A 19,268-nucleotide genomic window follows, 5' to 3' on the forward strand; every position below is an offset into this window, starting at 1 on the left:
GTTAGGCGGTGCGGTCGTGAGCCCGTTGGTGCTCGAGGGCGGCGCGACCGGCCGCCGCGCAAATGCGTTTGAGGGCGAGGGCGTGCTCGTCAGGTTTGAACTGTGAGGAGGCGCCGGAAACGGACATGGCGGCGATGGGTTCGTTGTTGCGTCCGAAAATCGGGGCAGCGATGCAGCTAAGGCCTAGGGCAATCTCTTGGCGGTCGTGGGCGATGCCCTCAGTGCGAATATTGGCGAGCTCTTCGCGGATTTCGTCGGGATCCGTGATCGTGTACGGGGTCCAGCGGTGGAGCCCGCCGGCGATAGCTGATTCGGCGCGTACCTCGTCCCACGCCAACATCGCTTTGCCGACACCCGTGCAATACGCGGGGGCGCGTCCGCCGATGCGGGAGGGGCTGGCGATGCGCCGGGCGGAAAACAACTTGTTGATGTAGACGACCTCGTTGCCTTGCAGCGTTGCCAAATGCACCGTTTGGCGCGTGCGTTCGAAAAGCACGGCCAGGAATGGGGTGAGTACCTCGCTGAGTATCTCGCTGGTGCGTGCCCCACGGTCGCTGGTGAGTTCGAAGCAGAGTGGGCCGAGGCGGTAGACATCGCCGGAGCGTTCCACTGCGCCATTGGCAACGAGGGTGGCAAGGAGGCGGTGCGCCGTGGATTTGGACATTTCAGCGCGCCGCGCCAATTCACTCACACCGACACCCGCGGCATCGTGGTCGCTGAAGCTGCGGAGCAGGCTGAAGGCTTTGTCTACGGCACTTCTGGTATCGGCAGATTTTGTGTTGTTCATTGGTTCTTTCCTCAGGACTTCTTCCGGACATTGTGCGCTAGAACACATTGCCGGCCATAGGAGACGTTCCACTCTGCGGAACGTGATGTGAAACACATTAGAGCGTGTTGTAAACCTGGCAGAAAACAATCACCCCATTTGAGGGAAGGAGGCTGGGTGAACGTGCAGCTCATTGTGCGCATCCGTTGGGGTATTGCGAACCTGTGCGGGGGACTCGGGTCCGCCGTCGCCCCAGTGAGGCGATGCTGCGGCGCGGTCGAAGCGATGGGCAATTGCCATGCCGTTCCACTGTGCGGAACGTGAGCTAGAACACTCTATGTGTTTCGGGGCACAGTACAAATTGGACACCAGGTTCGCCGTGTCAGTCCCACGGCAGTCTTAGGAGAAACAACGTGTGTACACCAGACAACCCAATGCCTCGGGGAGGGCTCACCCGGCCCGAGGCGTTGGATGTAAACCTTGATGTGAGCGGTATGGTCGACCCCGACGGGGGTCTTGTCGATCGCCGAATTTTCTCGGACCCGGCGGTATATCAGCAGGAAATGCGTCGAATATTCGCGCGAAGCTGGTTGTTTATCGCGCACATGGACCAATTCCAGCGCCCGGGTTCCTTTTTCCAAACCTATATGGGCGAAGATCCCGTCATTGCGGTGATGAACAAAAAGCGCGAAATCCGGGTGCTGCTGAATAATTGTCGGCACCGAGGTGCCCGGGTGTGTCGCGCAGACGAAGGCGCAACGAAGAACTTTATCTGCACGTATCACGGGTGGGCGTACGACCTCGATGGCAACCTCGTGGACGTGCCCGCCCAAGACGCTTACGCCAGTGACTTCAATCCCGCGGATTGGGGATTGGTGAGCGCCCCGCGGGTGGCAACGTACAAAGGGCTTATTTTTGCGAACTGGGACGCGGACGCGGAGCCGTTGGAGGACGCGCTTGGCGATATGAAGTGGTACATCGACGCGTTTATGGACCGCGATCCGGAAGGCACCTGCGTGGTTGGCGGCGTGGCAAAGTGGGTGCTTGAAGGCAACTGGAAGCTTGCCGCCGAGCAGTTTGCCACGGACTGGTACCACGTGAACATGTCGCACGCCTCAGCGCTGATGGTGCTGTCGCCCACGGGGAAAGGCCCAAAGAAGGAAATCGCAATGCGCACGGGTGTGCAGTACACCGATGCGCGTGGCAACGGCGCCGGGTTCCCCGTCCACCCGCGCAACCGGTTCGACGCCCAGCCGGTCCACGAGTACTACGACTATGAGTTCCTGCGCGAACGGCTGTCCCCAGCGCAGGTCATGGGGCCGTTGACGAACGGCCACGCCACCGTGTTCCCCAATTTCTCGTACCTGCCGGTAAATGGGTCGATTCGAGTGTGGCACCCGAAAGGCCCCAACAAGATGGAGGTGTGGTCTTGGACGGTGCTCGACAAGTCCATGCCCGAAGAAGTTCGCCGCGCCCAACGCCTGTACAACCTGCGCACCTTCGGCCCATCCGGCATTTTCGAACAGGATGACGGTGAAAACTGGTCCGAGTGTCAGGCGAACGCGCACGCGTTCATGGTGGGAAATACCGCGCTGAACTACCAGATGGGCCTCGGCACGGAAACCCAGCGCGAAGACTACCCAGGCACCACCTCCGGCTTGTACTCCGACGCCGCCGGGCGAGGCGTGTATCGCCGGTGGCGCGAACTCATGTCAACCCCAGCCTGGCACGAAACCCAGCAGGGAACTCAGCACGAAGCCCAAGGAGCATAACCATGGCACAGCAACCCGTACAGATCGGCACTATTGACGATTTCGAACAGGAAGAAGGCAAGGTCATCGAGTCGGATGTCACCGGAATCGAAGCCGCCATCGCGGTGTTCCGCACCGAGGATGATGAGTTTTACGCGCTCGATGATGTGTGCACCCACGGGAACGCCTCGCTGGCAGAAGGCTGGGTGGAAGGTGCGGAAGTGGAATGCCCGCTGCACGCGGGGAAGTTTTGCCTGAAAACGGGCAAGGTGTTGAGCATGCCGGCGGTGGAAGACATGGTCACCCACAAAGTTGAGTTGCGCGGCGACGAGGTGTGGCTCTACCCAGGTACCCCGGCGGGAGCGTAGCGGACATGACCACAACGACCATTATTGGTGGCGGCATCGGTGGTTTCACACTGGCGAGCGAACTGCGCTCCCGGGGTTACGCCGGCGCGGTGACCATCATTGACCCCCACGGATTGCCGTACGATCGGCCGCCGCTGTCCAAGGAAATCCTGTCCGGCGAGAAAAACGCCGAGCAACTGTTGTTGGCGCCACGCAGCTGGTACGAAGAAAACAACGTTGCTATTGAACGCGGCGCCGTTGGCCGCATTGATCCAGCCGAACGCATGTTGGTTATGGAAGACGGCACCACCCGTTCATTCGACAACTTGGTGTTGGCTACGGGTGGCGTGCCGCGCAACATTCCGGGCTTTGAGGACCCCACGTTGCACGTGCTGCGAACCGTCGACGATGCCGAGCGGTTGAAAAAAGTGCTGCGCCCCGGCGTGCACCTTGCCATCGTAGGCGCAGGCTTGATCGGAGCCGAGGTGGCTTCCTCCGCCCGCGCACTGGGGGCCGAGGTGACGCTTATCGACCCCGCGCCCGTTGCCCTCGTACCTGCCCTCGGCGAGGCGTTGGCGCAGCGCTTGCACGAGTTGCACGCCACCCACGGCGTGCGGACCATCACGGGGTTAACCACCGCCATTGAACACACCGAAAAAGGCTACGTGATCAGCGTGGACGGGCAGGAATCCGTGACCGCTGACCAAGTGCTCATGGCCGTGGGTATCGTGCCGGAGGAACGGCTCGCGCGCAGCGCGGAACTGGATTGCGATGGTGGCGTCCTAGTCAACCACGCCCAGCAAACCAGCATGGACCGGGTGTGGGCGATCGGGGATTGTGCCCGCACGCGCAATGCGGACGGAACGTTGCAACGCCGCCATGAGCACTGGGAGTCCGCGGTGTTCGAGGCGCAGATAGCCGCGGCGTCGATATGCGGGGATGAGCTGCCGAAACACGGTGCTCCGTGGTTTTGGACGGACCGCTACGGGGTGCATGTGGAGGGGGTGGGTTCCATGACGGAGCCTGGGACGACGGTGCTTCGGATGGCTGCGGACGGCCAAGCGCAGGTGGCGTTTCGGGTGCGTGACGATGGCAGGCTCGCGGGGTGCGCCGCCATAGATAATGGCATGGCTGTTCGAGCCGCTCGGCGGCTGATTGACCGGCAGATTGTCGTCGACCCCGCGCAATTGCAAGACCCTTCCATCAACTTGAAAAAGCTTGCACGTTAGGACTACGGCAATGACTGACTATCTCAGCAAAGAGGGCGTTGAACTCGGTGAACGGGTAGACGCCCAGCTCTACTATGAGTTGCAGAACTACTACTACGACGAGGCGGACCTGCTTGATGAGGGCCGCTACGTGGACTGGCTCGAGCACTTCGACGACGACCTCTACTATTGGGCGCCGACTCGAACAAATCGTCTGAGGCGGCAGCAGGCCTTGGCCATCGCCGGGCCCGAAGACACCGCGTTTTACGACGAAACGAAAGAATCCCTGGCGTGGCGTATCCGCCGCTTCGATTCTGGCATGGCATGGGCCGAAGACCCGCCCTCGCGCACCCGGCATTTGATCACGAACCTCACCGCTCGACACGCGCGTGTCGACGCCGCGCCCGTCCTGGAGGTGCGTACCAACTTCCTGGTGTGGCGTACCCGGCTCGAGCGTGAGCGCGATATTTTCGCGGGTACCCGAACGGATTTGCTGCGCAACGTCGAGGGGAAGTGGAAAATTTTTGACCGGCGGATCCTGCTGGACATCAACGTCCTGCCTTCCAAAAACATTTCCACGTTTTTCTAGGGAGCTTGAGCGATGTTAGCAGGAACAACCGCATTTATTACCGGGGCCGGTTCCGGGTTGGGTGCGGCATTAGCAAAAAGGTTCGCAGCGGAAGGTGCCTATGTGGCGGCAGTGGACGTGGATCTCGACCGCGTTCAAGCCGTGGTGGATACCTTGCCGGACGGGCGCGGGCTAGCGCTGGCTGCGGACGTGCGAGATGCGGATGCGTTGGTCGGCGCGGTGGCGAAAACCAAAGATGCGTTCGGGCGTTTGGACACCGTAATTCCCAACGCGGGGATCTGGGACTACAACCGGTCGGTCACCCGGCACAGCGGCGCCGAACTAGGGGAGGTATTCGATGAGGTGTTCGCGATCAACGTGAAGGGTTACTTGTTGACCGTTGCGGCGACGTGGCGGGAATTGGTGGCCACCCGCGGCTCGATCATCATGACCTTGTCCAATGCGGCGTTTTACGCCGCCGGTGGCGGTCCCGTGTACACCGCCAGCAAATTCGCCGATCGCGGGCTGATGCTGCAATTCGCCTATGAGCTCGCTCCGAAGGTGCGGGTGAACGGTGTCGCGGTCGGTGGCATGCGAACTGATCTTCGGGGCCCCGCGTCGTTGGGGTTGGAACGCCGCAGGTTGAGGGACACGTTCGATCGGCGGGCGTCGGCAAGCAATCCGTACATCCCGCTGCACGATATCGATACCGATCCGGCGACGTTCACAGGGCCATACGTCATGTTGGCGTCGCCAGCAGAGGCCGGAAACATCACCGGCGCCATCATCAACGCCGACGGCGGAATCGCCGCACGCGGATTCGAACACGCGGCAGGAGGAGACGACCTGTGATTATCACCGGAGTAAGCCATTATCTAGAAACCATCGATATCAACCCGTGCGCCCAGGTGGTGCGCCACGCCGCGTACCAACCCGAGCAACTCGCACTGATTTACGAAGGTGAGTTGGTTTCGTATGACGAGCTGCAGCGCATTGTGAAGGCCTGGGCAGCGCACCTCGACGACGCGGGCGTTCGACAAGGTGATCGAGTTGCGTATCTGGGTATGAACTCGAAGTCCTTTATCTATGCCATGCTCGCCGCCTGGTGGCTCGGCGCGACGTTTATGCCGCTCAACTTCAGACTTTCAGAATCCGAAGTTTCCCAGCTATTGATGCAGGGTACGCCGCACACGGTCGTGGTGGAAGGCACGCACCTGCCGATGGCGAAACACATCTATGGGATCGAGCGCCACCACGTAGTGATCGTCGACGACGATGCGCACGCACCGGTAGACGGTCGCGTGCCGCTGTATTGGCACACTGCTACGAAAGCCGCGGCGACAAGCGTGGCGGATCTGGGCAAACCAAGGCCGATGACCATGAGCGATCTCGCCTTGTTGCTATTTACCTCCGGAACCACCGGATTGCCGAAAGGTGCGCAGCTGACCTTTGGAAACCTGTGGTGGAACTCAGTCAATGTGGACACCATGGTGGATACGCGCCCCGGCGACATCACGATGGCGAGTGCCCCGCTATTCCACGTCGGCGCTTTGAACTCCTTTGCTATCCGGGCGTTGGTGCGGGGCAATACGGTGTTGATTCACCGGCACTTTGACCCGGAAGTGGTGATGCGAGACATCGAGCAATATCGGGTCGGTTCGTCGTTCCTTGTTCCCGCGCAATTAGAAGCTATGTACGCACATCCGAAGTTTGCGGACGCCAAACTGGATTCAATGCGGGCAACTATCTGTGCGGGGGCGCCCGTGCCGCCGGTGCTGATCCGCCGCTACCTAGAGAAAGGCGTGAACGTGCAGCAGGCGTGGGGGTTGACGGAAACCGCGCCGTTTGCCACCTACCTGCCACCAAGTATGACGGAAACGAAAGTCGGATCGTGTGGCATCCCAATGCCTTATACACAGATTCGATTGGTAAATCCGGATACCGGCGAAGAGGTGCGCGAAGCCGGTGAGACCGGGGAGCTTTGGGTACGCGGACCGAACGTGGCCACGGGGTATTGGAACAACCCGGAGATCACCCAGAACTCTTATACGGCGGGCTGGTTCCACACCGGCGATCTTGGTCACCGCGACGAAGACGGCTACTACTACATCGTGGATCGGCTCAAAGACATGATCATCACCGGCGGCGAGAACGTCTATCCGGCGGAAGTTGAGCGCGTAGTCGCAGAAATGGATGGTGTGCGCGGCAATGCCGTCGTGGGCGTGCCGGATGAAAAATGGGGCGAAAGTGTGGTGTCCGTGGTGCAGCTCGATCCGGGTGCCGATATCACGCTCGAACAGCTACGCGAACACTGTGAACGGCATTTGGCGCGGTATAAGCTGCCGAAGCGCCTCGTGATCGTCGATGAAATCGCAAGGAATTCCGCCGGGAAGATCGACAAGCTCGCCATCCGCCGACATGTGCTCGATCTGCTGGAGGAGCAGCAATGAGCGCGTCATTCATAGCGCAGTCGTCGCTGCGGCACACGTACCCCTTCAGCCGTCACGACATGGAACTGGCGTACAGCACGGCGGAGCAGTTGCGCTCGGATACTGAGGCGTTGTACGCCGCGCACCCGCGGTGTCGGCGGGTAGTAGTTGCCGTCCCAGAAGGCGATATTGGCGCCATTGCCGGGTGCGAAGATGCTGGATATCGGTATGTTCTTGACGTGCAATTGCGCGACGGGACGGAAGTTTCCCTCATGGTGAACGAGCCAGCATGGGTGACCTGCAAAGATACAGAAGAAATGGAACTCACATGAGCTTTATAGAACAGTGGAACGATTTCTATTCGCGCGTTGACGACGTAGCTGTCACCCTCAATCTTTACCCAATTTCGGGTTCAGCTGAGGAAGTCCGTGTGGGTATGCCGCTGCACCAAGCGATCACGCAGCCCGCGGGGATGTTCTCGGCGCCTGCGCTGTTTGGGCTCGCCGACATTTGCGGGACGTGGCTGGCTATGCAGCAGGTCCCGCGCGGCGTCTTCCCGCTCGCCGTCAGTTCATCTGTGAACGTGGTTTCGAACAAAAAGGAGGGGGACGCGGTGGCCACCGCGACGATTGTGCGCGCCGGTCGCACCGTGATCGTCACCGATACTGTTGTTCGATCGTCGGTTGACGACGCCGTGCTCGCCAAAGTCGTGACCACTTATACGGTTCCGCAACCGAAGGCGTAGCCAGGTCAACGACACACAGAGACTGCCACCTCGCCGCGCGCTGGCACCCTGCCGGCCCGGCGAGGTTTTTCTCTGCGCGCAGAACCCGTCCTTGGTGGGGTTCGGCGGCGGTGAGCTGCGGTGTACGCCGCCGGTTGTTGCAGCTCATCGCGGGTACGTTCCAATCTCCGGAACGGTGACTTAAAACACAATAGTGATTGCGGTTACGTTATTTTTGCAAGCTGATTCACCAGCAAATCGTTCAGATTTTGCATTTCTGACTATCCCCGCCAAAACCCGCGTACAAGGAGGAACTTGTGCCAGATATACACCAGCTCATTGACCCAATAGGAGGGTACGTCTCGGGCAAAATATTTGTAGATGAGGAAATCTACGCCCAAGAACTTGAACATGTTTGGCAGCGCACCTGGGTGTTTTTAGCGCACGATTCAATGCTTCCCAAAAAAGGTAGCTACATTCAAACCTATATTGGAGAAGACCCAATTATTGTGGTGCGGCAACGCTCCGGCGAAGTGACCGCGTTTCTCAACCAGTGCCGGCACCGCGGCATGCGGATTTGCCGGGCCGATCGGGGCGTGGCAAAGAGCTTTATGTGCTCGTTCCATGGTTGGGCCTACGACCTGCAAGGGAACCTCGTGGATATCCCGCACGAGGATAACGCCTACCCGCAAGGTTTGGACAAATCTAAACTCAGCGCAATTCGTGTCCCCCGCATAGAAAACTACAACGGATTCATTTTCGGATCTTGGGACGAGACCATTCTACCGCTCGAGGAATATTTAGGAAACGCCAAATACTACTTGGATGGCTATATTGATCGCTACGAGGGTGGCATGGAAGCGATTGCGGTACACAAATGGGTGTTGCCAGCAAACTGGAAGTTCAATGTTGAACAACCAACCTCCGATATGCAGCATTCCGAAATCAGCCATGTTTCCGCGGTGGAGGCCCTCGCTAGCGGTTCCGATACTTTTAACCGAAAAACAGGCAGGGAGAAGGTTCCTACGGGGCGTCAATTCTTCAGCCCGTACGGCCACGGCGGCGCATTCTTTGGCAAACGTGGCAACGAAATCCCCAACACCGCCCCGGCGCTGGTGGATTGGGAACACACGGTCCGCAGCAGCATTGAACAGCGGCTCGGCGAGTTCCGCGAAGTCCGTGGACACATGAACGTGTTCCCCAACTTCATGCTGCTGGGCAACTACACGTTCCGCGTCACACACCCGCGTGGCCCGCACGAAATGGAAATTTGGTCGTGGGCATTCGTGCCCAAGGACGCGCCCGAGGAGGTCAAGGAAGCAATCCGCGTCGACGTCATGCGTACGTTTTCACCCGGCGGCATGTTCGAACAAGACGATGCCGAAAACTGGGAGGAAATGCAGCGCATTTTGCGTGGCGCGAAGGCCCGCAAGACCGGGTTCACCTACAACATGCGGGGTGTGCCGGTTACCCACGATGACGACGGTTACCCCGGCGGTTCCACCGCCCACGTGTACTCGGACAATGCCGCGTTGAATATGTACGGCTTCTATCGCGATCTGATGGCCGGCCACACCTGGGAAGAACTCAAAGCCATGCGCAACGGCACCCCCGAGGTGGCAACCGCCGATTTCAGCGCCGTGCTGGAAACCGCCGCGACCGGGAAGGGAAACTGAACATGCTTTCAAATCAAACCCGCGCTGAGGAGCTTCGGGTCGACGCAGAGACCGAGCGCGCCATCACCCGCTTTCTCTACGACGAGGCCGAACTCATAGACAACATGGAGTGGGATACCTGGCTCGAATGTATGCACCCAGATATCTACTATTGGGCGCCCGTTCGGGAAAACCGTGTCGCACGGGAACGCTCCCAGGAGTTTTACCCCAAAGGCACGTCCGTCTATTTCGAGGAAGGACACGAATACCTACGGCAGCGCGTATTTCGCCTGCAAACCAACATGGCGTGGGCGGAGGAACCGCCGTCGCGTTCCCGCCACCTCATTACAAATATTCGTATCGACGCCCATACCGCCGACGGTCCAGCCGACGCGACCGCCCGAAAATTCAATGTGCGTTCGAATTTCTTGATTTACCGGAGCCGTGGGGAACGCAGCCAAGACATCATCGCCGGGGAACGCCGCGACATTATCGTCGCTGTCCCCGAATTTGCGTACGGGTTTCAAGTGCTGGAACGCGAAATCCGATTCGACATGTCCACGATCCTGGTGAAGAACCTCAGCCTGTTCTACTAACGGAAAGGTGTCCAACATGAAAACGCTGCGACTTGGGCGCATCGGTGTTGTCGTCTACGACATCGAGCAAGCCAAGCGAAACTACACATACATGTACGACATCACCAGCTGGGACACCCAGGAGTACGCCCCAGCTCAAGCGATGTCCTATGGGCGCGAGGTGACTGGTGCCCGCTGGATCAGTGCGTGCGGCTCCACGGGCGCATTCACCTTCGAGCTGGTGCAGCCGCTGGCCGGCGAGTCCCCATTTCACGAGCATTTACGTACGAAACGCGAAGGAATTGCGTTTTTGCAGGTCGTGGTGGATGGTGACCCGCAGGCGCATTTTCGATCCCTCGGCATCCCCGTCGCCTACACCGCAGGTGAACGAGTTTTCTATGACACGCGTAAGAGTCTCGGTGGCTTCCTAGTTGAGGCGGTACCTCACGACGTGTTCGCTGACGCTTTGATGCCGGCGGAACCACCAACAGACCCCGCGCTACCCACCGATCGGATTTTCCATTTCGGGGTGCTGGTGCACGATGTGCTCGAGGCGTTGCCCGCGTACCGCGACGTCTTTGGCATCACCAAGTTCGATTGCAAAACCTGGGAGACGGGTTGGGGTCGGCTGGACGCGCCGCAATACCGCGGTGAGCCCGTGGATCATGGCTATTTCACCGCCCAAGGAATGGTCGGTGACTTCGGTTTCGAAATCATTCAAAGTAACCACGGCTCGAGCCACTACAATCGCGAGTTTTTTGATGTCCGTGGTCCCGGCATCCACCATATTTTCCCGTGGTTGGCCCCCGATGACGTGGCGTGGGATTCGGTGGTAAGCCGCATGGGGGAGTTGGGCTACCCGCTGTGCATGGGTTCGACGTTGCGCGGGCAAGCTGCCGAGTTCGGCTATTTCGACACGTTCGACGCACTTGGCGGGTACCTCGTGGAGATCGTCGTCCGTCGCCGCACGCCGGAACCTGAGTTCGCGCAACCGGATTGGGTGGTGGATTACCAATGATCCGAATACTGCACCAGGCACCCCACATTCCTGAACTTTTGTTTGAAACCCTTCCTGGCCGCGCTGAGCATTACCGTTCGCTCACCGGGGCAGACGCGGCCGTCGTGATGCTTCTTGCGGAGCATGAGTTGGAACCGCTGTTATCCAGTGCTGAGTACCGCGAGTTTGCGGCGTCCGCCAGCACCGAAATCTACCGCCAATGTTTGTTCGATCTGCGCGACGATGTGTGGGTCAGCCGCGCCGCCGGTTCGCCCTTAGTGCGGTGGCCCGCCCGCGACCAAGTTCGAATAATTATTCAGGGACAGTATGCCCCGAATCCGAAGTTGCGTGAGCTTATTGCGCGGGAGGTCGCGGAAACTCGTCGTGAACCCGGATGCGTCGCCTACGACTGGTACGAGCATGCGTGCGATTCCAGCAAGTTATTGCTGTTGGAAGTTTGGCAGGATCAACAACTCTACGACGCGCACTGGTTCGGCCGGGTGGAAACCGCAGATTACCGTGGCGACTCGGGCCGGACGCCTATCGCGGACTCCGAGCGTGAGTTTTATCGCCGCACCGAATTCGACCTTCTGTATGGAAGATTTTTGCCCCGCAACCCCGCCCAATATTCCCACACCGTGGTGTGGCCAGATTCTTGCTAAAGGAACCTTCGTATCATGACCACAACCCCTCATGAAACCTCGCCGCCGTCCGCGGAGTCGCAGTCGGTCGCAACGCCGGATGCTGCGGAGCGTCGCCGCGCGGTGCTGTCCAGTTTCCTCGGTAGCACCGTCGAATACTACGACTTTTTGCTGTATGCCGCGGCCGCGGGCCTCGTGTTTCCCAAATTGTTCTTCGGTAACCTCAGCCCAGCAATGGGTACCACCATTTCCTTTGTGATCCTCCTGATCGGCTATATTTCCCGCCCGATCGGTTCCATGGCGTTTGGCCATTTTGGCGATAAGTACGGCCGCAAAAACGTGCTGGTGATTACGCTCCTCACCATGGGCATTGTCTCGGTGGCTATCGGTCTGATGCCGTCCGCAGACGTCCTCGGCGTGGCTGCGCCGATTTTGTTGGTCGTGCTGCGCACCGTACAAGGCATTGCTGTAGGCGGAGAATGGGCGGGCGCGACGCTCATGGCCATGGAGCATTCTCGGGAGGGAAACAAGGGGTTCGGTGCGTCGCTGGCCATCGCCGGCGGCCCAGCGGGCGCGGTGCTTTCTACGCTCGTGCTTTCGGTGTTTTCCACCCTGTCCGGCGATAATTTCGCCAACCCTGAGCAGTATTTTGTTACGGACTGGGGCTGGCGCGTTCCGTTCTTGTTCTCCGCCGGCATCGTCGTGTTTGGCTTGTACCTGCGCTCGCGCGTTACTGAGTCCCCGGAGTTTGAGGCGGCCCGCCAACGGGGCGATGTGCACACTGGTGTTCCCCTGATGAAGATGTTGCGGGATTCCCCCAAGGAACTGCTCACTGGTTCGCTCGCGGGCATGGCTGGGTTGTTTATCCAGGGGCTGCAGGCGTCGTTCATGGTCCCATACATTGTTGCGAAAACGGCGGATAGTCCGACGCCGATTTCGCGGGCGGACGGCCTCATGATGGTGACCATTGGTTCCGTCATCGCCATCTTTGTCATGCCGTTATTGGCTTTCCTTTCGGATCGCTACGGCCGCCGCATGGTTATGGTTGCCGGCGGTGTGGTGTCCGTGGTTGGGCTGTGGGTGGTCATTCGGATGATCGATACCGGGGAGCCCGCCCAGGTGTGGCCAGCGTTGATTCTCATGGTGTGCGTGGTGCAGCCGGCCCAATATGGCCCGATTGGTGCGTTCCTGTCAGAGAAGTTCGACGCCGCGCATCGATACACGGGTGCGGGGATGACGTTTCAAATGGCCTCGATTTTGGGTGCGGGTACTGCGCCGTTGATTGCAAACCGGTTGGTTTCCCCAGAGACCGGCCTGGACCCGGTTGCTTGGTATGCAACGTTGTTGTTTGTGGTGAGTTCCGCGGCGATCCTCGCGTCGAAGGAAACCGCCCGCCCAGAATCCCACACGCAGCGATTCCAGGAGACGTCGGTAGTGAAGGCGTAGCTCGCTTCTCGACGCCCCGCCTGCCGCCCCTACCCCCACAGCGGCAGGCCCGCCACGCCGAGCACTTTAAAAAAGTGATAAGGGTTACGTGAGTGTCCGGTTGGGGCGCGTGGTTCGCTGATTTATGCCCTCTTTTGAGGGGGCGATTTCATTGTTGACAAGGGCAGAGCGCATCACATCGAATCCGCACTATAGTTCGACGTGGCGGGTGGGGAAGGGAGCGTTATTCTCAGCTTTCCGCCCCATTTGCTGAAAGGTAGTGCACAATCTGTGCTATAGCGACCTTGTTCTTTTTGCTACCGTGGCCCATATGATCACTCACCTGCGATTGACCCAGTGGATGACATTCCACGAGCAGACCTTAGACCTCGGGTCTGCTGCTTTGTTGGTGGGACCTCATCACGTCGGGAAGACAAATGCGCTGTTAGCGCTTCGAACATTGGGCAGGCTTGCTGCCGGTTGGCCCATCGAATCCGTCTTGGAAGATCTCGAATGCGCGCCGCGCGGCCACGATGAATTCCGTATCGGCTGCAGCGTTGGAAACCTCACCTACGACATTGTTGTGGAGGTCCGCCCCGAGCTGCGCATCACCGAAGAGGTGCTAGGTATGGGCGAAGGTGAATCCCTCAACCTAGCTGAACTTTCGTTCGATGGCCGTCATTCGGCGTTGTTTAAGCTGGCGGGGCTGCCAGTGGTGGAGGACTGGGCCATCGACGAGCTTTCCCAAACCTTGTGCTCCATCACTGAATTCGTGCCCCACCCTGAGCGGATGCGGGAATTCAGTCCAGTGGGCGATGTTCTCGAACCGGACGCCTCGAACCTGTCTGGCGTCCTGTATCAGCTCGCCACCGCAGACCCCGAATCCTTCGCCCGAATCGAAACCATTGCCTGCGACCTCGGCGGGCCCTCCGCTCGCTCTCTCGGCTTCGCCACCACTGACCTCGGCGACGTCATGATGGTCCTCAACGAGCAGTTTCAGGGCCAATTTGTGGGCACCCCCGCCCGCCACCTTAGCGACGGTTTCCTTGGCGAACTTGCCCTCGCCACCGCCCAACTCAGCGGAAAAACTCTGCTTATCGACACCCCGGAACACTTCCTGCACCCACAACACAGCGACCTGTTCCTTGCGATGCTGCACAGCATCCAGACAATTGTTGCTACCCGCAGCCCCGACCTTGTTGACGCGGGCCAAAACGCCGGCAATGAACACATTGTCATTGTCGGCCGCGACGCCGAAACTGGCCTGAGTTATCTCACCCCGATCGACGAAGTCGCCACCGAAACCGACGAAGCCGAAGGCGCTACAGAAAACTCTACAGACACGGCAGACGCACCGGATTCGGCAGACACTGCCGCTGCGGAAGCCCCGGCGGAATCTACGGACAACGAAGACGTAGAAGAAGCTTCGGAGGATGCTCAGGAACGCGTGGAAGATAAAGAATCAGTCATGTCGCACTAGTGGGCACATGCATGGGTTGCCTCGGCGGCGACCTATGCTCAAACCATGATTGATGTGTACCAGGCGATCGCTACCCGCCGTGATGTCCGAGCCGAATACACGGGCGAACTCATTACGGAGGAGCAGCTTCGGCGAATACTTGCCGCCGGGCATGCCGCGCCATCTGTAGGAAATTCACAGCCCTGGGATTTTGTGATTATTCAACAGCCGCAGCGGTTAGCTGAGTTCGCGGCGCACGTGGCGGGGCGTCGAGAAGCATTCGCGGACAGCCTTCCCGGCCACCTCAAGCGCACTTTCAACCCAATAAAAATTGAAGGAATCCGCGAATCCGGGACGGGCATGGTTGTTACCTACAACCCAGAACGCGGTGGCCCCCACGTTTTGGGTAGGCACACGATCGCCGACACTGGCCTTATGAGCGCCGCGCTTGCCATTCAAAACATGTGGTTAGCAGCGACGGCAGAGGGGCTCGGCATGGGCTGGGTGAGTTTTTACGAAGAGGATTATCTCGCCGAATTCGTCGGTTGCGATGCCCCGAAACGCCCAATTGCGTGGCTCTGTCTCGGGCCCGTTACTCACCTCGAACAGGTGCCTGATTTGGAGCGTTTCGGTTGGCGCGACCGTCGGCCGCTCGACTGTGCAATCCACCGCGAGCGTCTACGCTGAAGCTATGGCACTCTACGATATCCCCGTAACAACCATCGACGGCCGCCCCGCTACCATGGGTGATTGGGCGGGGCACGTCCTGCTCATCGTTAACACCGCATCGGAATGCGGGCTCACCGAACAGTACGAAGGCCTCCAACGCCTGTTCGATGACTTCGCGATGCGAGGATTCTTCGTCATCGGCATGCCGTGCAACCAATTCGGGGGTCAAGAGCCCGGCTCCGAAGCCGAAATCGCCGAAATGTGCAGCACCAAGTTCGGCGTGACTTTCCCAATGCTCGCCAAAGCTGACGTCAATGGCGCGGATGCCCACCCGTTATTCACGTACTTGAAGCAGGCAGCGGGGGTTGAGGAGATTGCCTGGAACTTCGAAAAATTCGTGGTTTCTGCGACCGGGGAAGTGGTAGCGCATTTCGAGCCTCGCACCGACCCTGAAGACGACGCCATCGTTGACGTTATCGAGGCACATTTGCCTATCTAGTCGCTCCGACCCGCGGATCGTGCTTTGACAAATGTTCCATCCGCAAAAGATTTCGTACATGGAATAGGCGCTCCATCGTGGTTCTCGGTATGCTGTGTGCGTCCGAGTTCTGCGTGTTTCGCAGGATTGCACGCTGTACCTACTGCGAGTAAGGGAATTGTTGTGGCCCGTGTAGTTGTCAATGTGATGCCGAAGGCAGAAATTTTGGATCCTCAGGGGCAGGCAGTCGCCCGCGCCTTGGGTCGTATCGGGGTTGAGGGGGTGTCCGATGTCCGCCAAGGAAAGCGCTTTGAACTTGAGGTTTCGGACACGGTTTCGAAAGAAGATATTGCGAAAGTTGCGGAGATTCTCCTAGCGAACACCGTCATCGAGGATTTTGAAGTCGTTGGTTTTGAGGTGTCGGAGTGACCGCGAAAATTGGCGTAATTACGTTCCCCGGCACGCTTGATGATGTCGACGCCGCGCGCGCCGTACGCATTGCCGGCGCCGAAGCAGTTTCGCTCTGGCATGCGGATACGGACCTGATGGGTGTCGATGCGGTTGTGATCCCCGGTGGTTTTTCCTACGGGGATTATTTGCGTTCCGGCGCTATTTCGGCACTGGCACCCGTGATGCGTTCCGTGGTTGACGCGGCGGCGAAGGGGATGCCGGTGCTGGGTATTTGTAACGGTTTCCAGATTCTGACGGAGGCGCGTTTGCTGCCGGGTGTGCTCACCCGTAACCAGGGTTTGCATTTCCATTGCGCTGACGTGTACCTCACCGTTGAAAACAACACCACCGCATGGACGAATACCTTTGCGAAGGGGCAGCGCATTCTGGTGCCCTCGAAGCATGGCGAGGGGCGTTTTCAGGCGTCCGCCGAGACCGTGAAAATGCTTGAAGACGAAGGCCGCGTGGTGTTTCGCTACGTAGATAATTTGAACGGTTCGTTGAATTCAATCGCGGGGATTTGCTCGGAGAACGGCCGCGTTGTGGGGCTGATGCCGCACCCTGAACACGCCGTCGAAAAGCTGACGGGCCCGTCGTTGGACGGCCTAGAGCTGTTCTTGTCCGCCGTCGGCAGCGTTGCCGCTTAACCCGGAAGGATTCTGCACTATGAACGTTCCCTTCAACGATACTGTCGACGCCGCGAAAGCCCAGCCCGACGCCCCGCAGCCGTATCGCGAACTCGGCCTCAAAGACGATGAGTATGCGCGCATCAAGGAGATCCTTGGGCGCCGCCCCACCCACGCCGAGCTCACCATGTATTCGGTCATGTGGTCCGAGCACTGCTCGTACAAATCCTCGAAAGTTCATTTGCGCTACTTTGGCGAGACCACAACGCCCGAAATGGGTGAAAAAATCCTCGCAGGTATTGGCGAGAACGCGGGCGTCGTGGACATCGGTAATGGGCACGCCGTGACCTTCCGCGTAGAGTCCCACAATCACCCCTCCTACGTCGAGCCGCACCAAGGCGCCGCCACCGGCGTGGGCGGTATCGTGCGCGACATCATGGCGATGGGTGCCCGCCCGATCGCCGTCATGGATCAGCTTCGCTTTGGTCCCGCGGATGCCCCAGACACCCAACGCGTCCTGCCTGGCGTTGTTGACGGCGTGGGTGGTTACGGCAATTGCCTCGGCCTTCCCAACATCGGTGGTGAAACTGTCTTCGATGAATCCTATGCCGGGAATCCGCTGGTGAACGCTCTTTGCGTGGGTACCCTTAAAGTCGAAGACCTCAAACTGGCTTTCGCTTCTGGTCTTGGCAACAAAGTCATGCTCTTTGGCTCCCGCACGGGCCTCGACGGCATTGGCGGCGTCTCTGTCCTAGCCTCGGACACGTTCGAAGAAGGCGCCGAACGCAAGCTTCCCGCGGTGCAGGTCGGCGATCCATTTGCGGAAAAGGTCCTCATTGAATGCTGCCTTGAGCTCTATCAGGCTGGCGTGGTTGTGGGCATCCAAGACCTTGGCGGCGCTGGCCTGTCGTGCGCGACTTCCGAGCTTGCCGCGGCCGGGGATGGCGGCATGCTGGTCAATCTGGATATGGTGCCGTTGCGTGCAGAAAATATGACCGCCGCCGAAATCCTCGCCTCCGAATCGCAGGAGCGCATGTGTGCGATTGTCACTCCAGAGAACGTAGCTAAGTTCAAAGAAATCTGCGCCCATTGGGACGTCACCTGCGCCGAGATCGGCGAAGTCACCGACAATGATCGCCTTGTGATTGTGCACCGCGACGAAGTGGTGGTGGAAGCTCCCGCTCACACTATTGCGCATCAGGGCCCCGTGTATGAACGTCCGTACGCGCGGCCGGAATGGCAAGACGAATTGCAGGAGTTCCGCGGTGTCGAAAAGCCTAGCGATCTGCGCGCCACCTTGCTGGAGATGGTGTCGTCTCCAGCGCTCTGCTCGCGGGCGTTTATTACGCAACAGTACGATCGCTACGTGCGGGGCAATACCGTGCTCGCACAAAACTCCGATGCTGGCGTGCTGCGCATCGATGAGGAAACCGGCCGTGGCGTCGCGGTTTCCGCAGATGCGTCGGGCCGATATACCAAGCTGGATCCGAACACAGGTGCGCGCCTTGCGCTGGCTGAAGCGTATCGCAATGTTGCAGTGACTGGCGCCCGGCCGGTCGCGGTAACAAACTGCCTCAACTTTGGGTCTCCAGAAGATCCTGACGTGATGTGGCAATTCCGCGAAGCTGTCCATGGGCTTGCCGACGGATGCGTTGAGCTGGGGATTCCGGTGTCCGGAGGCAACGTTTCCTTCTACAATCAAACCGGAACAACGCCAATTTTGCCGACGCCGGTCGTCGGGGTACTTGGCGTGATTGAGGATGTGCATCAGCGCATCGGTCACGACCTTGGCACGGTCGACGGCCCCGAAACGCTCTACCTCTTGGGCGCAACCGAAGATGAGTTCGGCGGCTCCATTTGGCAGCAAATCTCCGGAGCTGGGCTCAACGGCATGCCTCCGAAGATCAATCTTGCGAACGAAATTGCGCTCGCAGATTTCTTTACCGGGCCGCGCGTAGTGACTGCCGCGCACGACCTCTCTGAAGGTGGCCTTGCCCAAGCACTTGCTGAACTGACCATCACTTCGAATGTTGGTGCGGACGTCGACATTGCGTCCGTACATAATGACGCATTCGTGGCGATGTTTTCCGAATCTGCCTCCCGTGTCCTCGTTGCTACCCAAGACGAAGCCGCGTTGGAGGCCCGCGCCGCGGAACTCGGTATCGAGTACACCAAACTCGGCACCACCAACAGCGACCAGACGTTGCGAGTGGCCGGTCATTTTGACATCGCTCTCGACGAGCTCCGTGAGGCGTGGGAAGCCACCCTGCCGGAAATCTTCGGGCACGCCGTCGGCGCTAATTCCGTGGTGGAGTAGCCGGCTAAGGCAGATTCGACACGGCAGTTTTCGACGCCGCTCGCGACCTGCGGGAACCAGAATGGCGTCGCGAGCACGTGTCGAATCTGCCTGCCGAGAGGCAGATTCCGCATGAAAAGTAACTGATTTTTGGGGCTTCGTAACCATTGCAGGCTGCGGTAACGTGAAGCGTATGTCTGCATG

20 protein-coding genes are annotated in these 19,268 nt (G+C 59.3%); 19 read left to right on the forward strand and 1 reads right to left on the reverse strand.

Annotation, left to right across the window (positions count from 1 at the left end):
* Position 1: 1 nt before the first annotated feature.
* Positions 2-787: an IclR family transcriptional regulator gene (locus Q4D83_RS06625; RefSeq protein WP_303174066.1), complete on the reverse strand. Its 786-nt coding sequence runs from the start codon at positions 785-787 to the stop codon at positions 2-4.
* A gap of 413 nt (positions 788-1,200) precedes the next feature.
* On the opposite strand from Q4D83_RS06625, the gene Q4D83_RS06630 reads away from it, so the two are divergent.
* From Q4D83_RS06630 to purL, 19 genes are all read left to right on the forward strand, one after another.
* Entirely contained in the window at positions 1,201-2,538 is a 1,338-nt protein-coding gene (locus Q4D83_RS06630) for an aromatic ring-hydroxylating dioxygenase subunit alpha (RefSeq protein ID WP_303174159.1), read from the forward strand.
* 2 nt (positions 2,539-2,540) lie between these two features.
* Positions 2,541-2,885, forward strand: a complete 345-nt coding sequence (locus Q4D83_RS06635) for a non-heme iron oxygenase ferredoxin subunit (protein WP_303174068.1) — start codon at positions 2,541-2,543, stop codon at positions 2,883-2,885.
* A 5-nt stretch (positions 2,886-2,890) separates the two neighbouring features.
* Complete coding sequence (locus Q4D83_RS06640; protein WP_303174070.1) at positions 2,891-4,093, forward strand: NAD(P)/FAD-dependent oxidoreductase; 1,203 nt, start codon at positions 2,891-2,893, stop codon at positions 4,091-4,093.
* A 10-nt stretch (positions 4,094-4,103) separates the two neighbouring features.
* Complete coding sequence (locus Q4D83_RS06645) at positions 4,104-4,661, forward strand: 3-phenylpropionate/cinnamic acid dioxygenase subunit beta (RefSeq protein ID WP_303174072.1); 558 nt, start codon at positions 4,104-4,106, stop codon at positions 4,659-4,661.
* Positions 4,662-4,673: 12 nt separating this feature from the next.
* Entirely contained in the window at positions 4,674-5,492 is an 819-nt protein-coding gene (locus tag Q4D83_RS06650) for an SDR family NAD(P)-dependent oxidoreductase (protein WP_303174074.1), read from the forward strand.
* A complete protein-coding gene (locus Q4D83_RS06655; protein ID WP_303174076.1) occupies positions 5,489-7,090 on the forward strand; it encodes a long-chain fatty acid--CoA ligase in 1,602 nt (533 codons plus the stop codon). Before Q4D83_RS06650 ends, Q4D83_RS06655 begins: the two co-directional genes overlap by 4 nt.
* A complete protein-coding gene (locus tag Q4D83_RS06660; RefSeq protein WP_303174078.1) occupies positions 7,087-7,401 on the forward strand; it encodes a hypothetical protein in 315 nt (104 codons plus the stop codon). Before Q4D83_RS06655 ends, Q4D83_RS06660 begins: the two co-directional genes overlap by 4 nt.
* The gene (locus tag Q4D83_RS06665) at positions 7,398-7,814 is read left to right on the forward strand and encodes a PaaI family thioesterase (RefSeq protein ID WP_303174081.1); all 417 of its coding nucleotides are present in this window, start codon (positions 7,398-7,400) and stop codon (positions 7,812-7,814) included. Before Q4D83_RS06660 ends, Q4D83_RS06665 begins: the two co-directional genes overlap by 4 nt.
* A gap of 296 nt (positions 7,815-8,110) precedes the next feature.
* Positions 8,111-9,469 carry an aromatic ring-hydroxylating dioxygenase subunit alpha gene (locus Q4D83_RS06670; protein WP_303174082.1) on the forward strand — a complete coding sequence of 453 codons (1,359 nt, stop codon included), beginning with the start codon at positions 8,111-8,113 and terminating at the stop codon, positions 9,467-9,469.
* A 2-nt stretch (positions 9,470-9,471) separates the two neighbouring features.
* Positions 9,472-10,044, forward strand: a complete 573-nt coding sequence (locus tag Q4D83_RS06675; protein ID WP_303174084.1) for a 3-phenylpropionate/cinnamic acid dioxygenase subunit beta — start codon at positions 9,472-9,474, stop codon at positions 10,042-10,044.
* A gap of 16 nt (positions 10,045-10,060) precedes the next feature.
* Positions 10,061-11,041: a hypothetical protein gene (locus tag Q4D83_RS06680; RefSeq protein WP_303174086.1), complete on the forward strand. Its 981-nt coding sequence runs from the start codon at positions 10,061-10,063 to the stop codon at positions 11,039-11,041.
* A complete protein-coding gene (locus tag Q4D83_RS06685; RefSeq protein WP_303174088.1) occupies positions 11,038-11,682 on the forward strand; it encodes a putative quinol monooxygenase in 645 nt (214 codons plus the stop codon). Before Q4D83_RS06680 ends, Q4D83_RS06685 begins: the two co-directional genes overlap by 4 nt.
* A 15-nt stretch (positions 11,683-11,697) precedes the next feature.
* On the forward strand, positions 11,698-13,107 hold the full coding sequence (locus Q4D83_RS06690) for an MFS transporter (protein WP_303174091.1): 1,410 nt from the start codon (positions 11,698-11,700) through the stop codon (positions 13,105-13,107).
* A gap of 310 nt (positions 13,108-13,417) precedes the next feature.
* Positions 13,418-14,566 carry an AAA family ATPase gene (locus Q4D83_RS06695; protein WP_303174092.1) on the forward strand — a complete coding sequence of 383 codons (1,149 nt, stop codon included), beginning with the start codon at positions 13,418-13,420 and terminating at the stop codon, positions 14,564-14,566.
* Between the two features lie 48 nt (positions 14,567-14,614).
* Positions 14,615-15,232 (forward strand): 5,6-dimethylbenzimidazole synthase, encoded by a 618-nt coding sequence (gene bluB / locus Q4D83_RS06700; RefSeq protein ID WP_303174161.1) that lies wholly within the window; start codon positions 14,615-14,617, stop codon positions 15,230-15,232.
* A gap of 4 nt (positions 15,233-15,236) precedes the next feature.
* The gene (locus tag Q4D83_RS06705; RefSeq protein WP_303174093.1) at positions 15,237-15,713 is read left to right on the forward strand and encodes a glutathione peroxidase; all 477 of its coding nucleotides are present in this window, start codon (positions 15,237-15,239) and stop codon (positions 15,711-15,713) included.
* A gap of 162 nt (positions 15,714-15,875) precedes the next feature.
* Positions 15,876-16,121: a phosphoribosylformylglycinamidine synthase subunit PurS gene (gene purS / locus Q4D83_RS06710; RefSeq protein ID WP_303174094.1), complete on the forward strand. Its 246-nt coding sequence runs from the start codon at positions 15,876-15,878 to the stop codon at positions 16,119-16,121.
* Complete coding sequence (purQ, locus tag Q4D83_RS06715) at positions 16,118-16,789, forward strand: phosphoribosylformylglycinamidine synthase subunit PurQ (RefSeq protein ID WP_303174095.1); 672 nt, start codon at positions 16,118-16,120, stop codon at positions 16,787-16,789. Before purS ends, purQ begins: the two co-directional genes overlap by 4 nt.
* Positions 16,790-16,808: 19 nt before the next feature.
* Entirely contained in the window at positions 16,809-19,085 is a 2,277-nt protein-coding gene (purL, locus tag Q4D83_RS06720; protein ID WP_303174097.1) for a phosphoribosylformylglycinamidine synthase subunit PurL, read from the forward strand.
* Positions 19,086-19,268 lie beyond the last annotated feature (183 nt).

The sequence above is a fragment of the Corynebacterium sp. genome, assembly GCF_030532715.1.
In the GTDB taxonomy this organism is placed as follows: Bacteria; Actinomycetota; Actinomycetes; order Mycobacteriales; family Mycobacteriaceae; genus Corynebacterium.